The 4,800-nt window shown below is 37.0% G+C and carries 6 protein-coding genes; 1 reads left to right on the top strand and 5 read right to left on the bottom strand.

The annotated features are described in order from the left end of the window. The coding region (locus BN338_RS02505; protein WP_039758697.1) for an amidase family protein at window positions 1-682 on the top strand (682 nt) is incomplete at its 5' end. 94 nt (window positions 683-776) lie between these two features. On the opposite strand, the gene BN338_RS02500 is transcribed toward BN338_RS02505, so the two are convergent. The 5 genes from BN338_RS02500 to BN338_RS02480 form a co-directional block, all read right to left on the bottom strand. Next, on the bottom strand, window positions 777-1,487 hold the full coding sequence (locus BN338_RS02500) for an ABC transporter ATP-binding protein (RefSeq protein ID WP_039758696.1): 711 nt from the start codon (window positions 1,485-1,487) through the stop codon (window positions 777-779). Continuing rightward, the gene (locus BN338_RS02495) at window positions 1,474-2,256 is read right to left on the bottom strand and encodes an ABC transporter ATP-binding protein (protein ID WP_039758694.1); all 783 of its coding nucleotides are present in this window, start codon (window positions 2,254-2,256) and stop codon (window positions 1,474-1,476) included. The genes BN338_RS02500 and BN338_RS02495 overlap by 14 nt, the downstream gene beginning before the upstream one ends. After that, window positions 2,253-3,311, bottom strand: coding sequence for a branched-chain amino acid ABC transporter permease (locus tag BN338_RS02490; protein ID WP_039758692.1), 1,059 nt, complete (start codon window positions 3,309-3,311; stop codon window positions 2,253-2,255). The genes BN338_RS02495 and BN338_RS02490 overlap by 4 nt, the downstream gene beginning before the upstream one ends. Beyond that, a complete protein-coding gene (locus tag BN338_RS02485; protein ID WP_039758690.1) occupies window positions 3,311-4,387 on the bottom strand; it encodes a branched-chain amino acid ABC transporter permease in 1,077 nt (358 codons plus the stop codon). The genes BN338_RS02490 and BN338_RS02485 overlap by 1 nt, the downstream gene beginning before the upstream one ends. A gap of 115 nt (window positions 4,388-4,502) precedes the next feature. After that, window positions 4,503-4,800: ABC transporter substrate-binding protein (locus tag BN338_RS02480; protein WP_039758688.1), on the bottom strand; the 298-nt coding region annotated here is incomplete at its 5' end.

Here is a 4,800-nt window from a genome sequence, read left to right as displayed (position 1 = left end):
TCCAAAAGAATACTACCTCGATGGAATGTCTCAAGAAATTATTGATCTTTGGCAAAAGGGGATAAATTGGTTAAAAGAAGCAGGAGCTGAAATACACGATATTTCTTTACCTCATACAAAATATGCTCTACCTTCTTATTATATTATAGCGCCGGCAGAAGCTTCTTCTAATTTAGCGCGTTATGATGGTGTGCGTTTTGGTTTGCGTGTACCTGGAAAAGACATCATTGAGATGTATGAAAATACACGTTCTGTTGGTTTTGGTGATGAAGTCAAACGACGTATTCTAGTTGGGACTTATGTTCTTTCATCAGGTTTTTATGATTCTTGTTATCTAAGAGCTCAAAAAATAAGAACACTCGTAAAACGCGATTTTGATCAATGTTTTGATTTAGGCGTTGATGCTATTCTTACACCAGCAACACCAACACCTGCCTTTGGTATTGCTGATGAAAAAATAAAAAATGATGCTGTCGCAATGTATCTTAATGATATTTTTACCGTACCAGTGAATATGGCTGGTTTACCAGGAATTTCTGTTCCTGCTGGTCTATCATCAAATGGTTTACCACTAGGATTGCAATTGATTGGTAAGCCTTTTGCTGAAGAAGTTATTTTCAAAATAGCGTACATTATTGAAAAAGAAGCAGGTGTATTTTCTGCGGAAAAATGGTGGATATAATCATCAAACTTCACAAAAAAGCATTCCTCATCACTGATGAGAAATGCTTTTTAAAAGGAAAGAGGATAAGCTCTATTGCCTTAATTTATCTCTCTTATCCACCAAGATAGGCTTCTTTAACACGCGGATCAGAAAGCATAGTTTTACCTTCACCGTGAAATAAAATATGCCCTACCTCTAAAATATAAGCATAATCAGCTATGGAAAGTGCAGCAAATGCATTTTGTTCGATAAGAAGAACAGTTTTTCCCATATCATTAATTTTTCGGATAATTGAAAAAATCTCCCGAACAAGAAGTGGGGCTAATCCTAACGATGGTTCATCTAATATGACCATATCAGGATTACTCATGAGTGCGCGGCCTACAGCAACCATTTGTTGTTCCCCACCTGACATTGTTCCTCCCAACTGTTTTGATCTTTCACGTAGGCGCGGGAAAAGATCAAATATCCATTCAATATCACGAGAAATTCCTTGTTTATCATGGCGAATATAAGCACCTAGATGGAGATTCTCTAAAACAGTGAGATGAGGCATAATACGTCGCCCTTCAGGACTAAGGGCAATACCTAAACGCAAAATCTCTTCTGGTGATTTTTTTATAATTGATTCGCCATTATAGGTAATTTCCCCATAAACAGAGCGATTAAGTCCTGTAACAGAGCGTACAATGCTGCTTTTTCCCGCACCATTGGCTCCAATTAAAGTAACAATACTTCCCCTTTTTATGGACATAGAAAGATTTTGGACAGCTTTAATGGCACCATAATGAACGTAAAGATTTTTTATTTTAAGAATATCCATAAACATCTCCGCCAAGATAAGCTTCAATAACTTTTGGGTTATTACGAATTTCATCTGGTGTGCCATTAGCAATGCAACAGCCATGTTCCATGACCAAAATATGTTGGCAAAGCCCCATAACCACTTTCATATCGTGTTCAATAAGAAGAATTGTAAGATCAAAGTCTTTTTGCACTTTTGCTATGAACTTTCTAAGATCTTCACTTTCTTGTGGGTTCATGCCAGCGACAGGTTCATCAAGAAGAAGCAATTTAGGCTTTGTGGCTAACGCGCGTGCAATCTCTAAACGTCGCTGTACACCATAAGGTAAAGCTGTTGCCAATTGATTGGCAAGGTGATCAAGTTGTAGTCGTTCAAGAAGCTCCATGGAATTTTTATAAACTTCTCTTTTTTCTCTCATTGCTTTTGAAAAAAAGAGAGCTGAAGAAAACCAAGGATATTTTTGACGGACATGAGCGCCTACCATAACGTTCTGTAAAACCGTTAATCCTGAGAAAAGACGAATATTTTGAAATGTTCGAGCAATATGACGCCTACAGATAATATAAGGAGGTTCTCCAGAGATTTTTTGTTCATCAAAAAGAATGGTACCGCTTGTAGGGGCATAAAATCCAGAAATCATATTGAAAACTGTTGTTTTCCCAGCACCATTGGGACCAATTAATCCAGTAATACTTCCTCGTTTAATGGCCATATTAACATTATTGACAGCAATTAATCCGCCAAAACGCATTACAATATCATTGAGTGAAAGAAGAGTGCCGTTCATAGCTTTCCCTCAGTATTAGAAAACTTTTTGCGTGTCAGAAAGCTATAAATTCCATTCCATGAGAATTCATGTTGTCCCATCAATCCTTTTCTCCAAAATAAAATAATTATCAGTAATAAAAGAGAGAAAACAACCATGCGAAGTCCTGGTGTTTCTGGAATATGTATAAAACCTAAGTCAAATGGACTTTCAATAATACGAAGCCATTCAAGCATGACTGTAATAATAATGCTCCCAATAATACTTCCTGTAATTGAACCCAGACCACCAGCGACAACAATCATCAAAATATTAAAAGTGAGCAGAAAATTAAACATTTTTGGATCAATGGTTGAAATAAGAGCAGCCATTAACGCTCCACCTACACCTGCAAAAAATGCTCCAACAGTAAAAGAAAAGCTACGGTAGAAAAAAGCGTTAATTCCCATGGTTTTCGCAGCGATTTCATCATCACGAATAGCACGGAGTACATTACCAGTATTGCTTCGCAGTAAGAGGACAATAAAGAGAACTGTAAATGCTAACCAACCATAGTTCCACCATAACGTTGCATTCTGAGGTATTCCTTTGATTCCCAAAGAACCATTTGTGAGAGATGTCGCATTCGTAATGACAATACGGATAATTTCTGCAAAACCTAATGTTGCAATTCCAAGATAATCACCACCAAGACGCAATATTGGCAAAGCAATCAATAAACCGATAATTGCTGCACACAAACCGCTTACAATAACAGCGATGAAAAAAGGGAGTTGTAGATGGGACAATGGTTCAGCGACAGGCTCAAGAATCCACATCATCTCTTTTTGTTCAGGGGAAAGAAGTAAAATTGCGCAGATGTAAGCACCAATAGCCATAAAGCCGGCATGTCCAAGGGAAAACATACCTGTAAAGCCGTAAATCAAATTAAGCGAAATTGCTAAGATTGCATTAATAGCAATCAGATTTATGATACGGAGTGTATAGTCATTAAAATGGTTATCTGCATAGAATAAAAAACCTATAAGAACGAAAATACTGATACACGATAAAAAAGTTGTTGCTGACTTTTCCATTAGATTTTCTCCTGACTTTTTTTACCCATTAATCCGGTGGGCAATATTAATAAAATCAGAATCAATAAAATGAAAGCGAAGGCATCACGATATCCAGATAGCGCGGGGAAAAATGCGATAATCATAATTTCGATAAACCCTAATAACAAACCTCCCAACATTGCTCCTGGTATCGAACCAATACCTCCGATAACCGCAGCAATAAAAGCCTTAAGACCAGGAAGAACGCCCATATAAGGCTGAATTTGAGGATAACGCAAAGACCACATAATGCCTGCTATAGCGGCAAGTGCTGAACCTATTCCAAATGTAAATGCAATGACTTTATTAACAGAAACCCCCATTAAACGCGTCGTTTCAATATCATGAGAGATTGCACGCATAGCAAGACCAGGTCTCGTTTTATGGATAATCCATAACAGTAAGACAATAAGAATCAATGACACAATGGGAACAATCAAAGACATGGGAGCAATTCTAATGATACCCCCTGCTTCTGATCCTAAATGCCATAAAAATGGTGTTACTAAAAAATCCGGTTGTTTTACACCTTTGGGAACACCGCTAAAGAGTACCGTAGAAAGATTTTCAATGAAAAAAGAAACACCGATTGCACCGATAAGTGCCGAAATACGCGGCGCATGGCGTAGAGGTTTATAAGCAAGTTGATCAACGATAATTCCCACTGCACTTGTAATAAAAATGGAAAAACAAAGAGCTAAAACCCAGATTGGTGTAAAATCTTGTGGAGAAATTTTAAAATAATAAACAAATCCTAACGCAAGAATTAAAAAAACAGCGATCCAATAAATGGGAGGGCGCTTTTTAAATCCTATAAAGACTGAGTAATAAATAAGAGCAGCAAGGAACAAAAGAAGAAGTGCTGCCCAAGCAGGCATAAAGCTAATTGTGGAAAAGAAAACAAAATAAGCTCCCAGCATAAAGATATCACCGTGAGCAAAATTAATCAGTCTCAATATACCGTAGACCATGGTATAACCAATAGCGATAAGCCCATAAAGAGACCCCAATGCCAGTGCATTAAAAAAATACTGGATGAACATTTCAGTGCTCATCTCTCATCCTTCCACATTTATTAATTTACATAGGATAATAAGGAAATTTTAAGTTTTTGGTTGAGAAAAAAGATCCTCAACCAATTCTTGTACGTTAATAAGTACAACCTTTACATTAAAAAGCAGGTTTAACTTCTTCTAAATAAACACGTTTTCCATCCTGTATTTTAATGATGCCAATTGGAATCTTAGGATTATGATTTTCATCGATTGACATATCACCAAAGGGGGTTGGAAAATCTTTTAATTTGCTCAGTGCAATCGTAATTTTTTCACGATCAGCGCTACCGGCATTTTCAATGGCCTTCATGAACATCATATAACTTGTGTATCCCAAAACTGAATTGATATTTGGCTCTTTGTCAGGGTAGGCTTTTTTCCATTCTTTTGTAAATTCTTGCGCAGCTGCTGAC

The sequence above is a fragment of the Bartonella queenslandensis AUST/NH15 genome (assembly GCF_000312585.1).
GTDB lineage: Bacteria > Pseudomonadota > Alphaproteobacteria > Rhizobiales > Rhizobiaceae > Bartonella > Bartonella queenslandensis_A.
The sequence above is the reverse complement of the archived record's forward strand: the minus strand, read 5'-3'. Positions and strand labels throughout refer to the sequence as shown.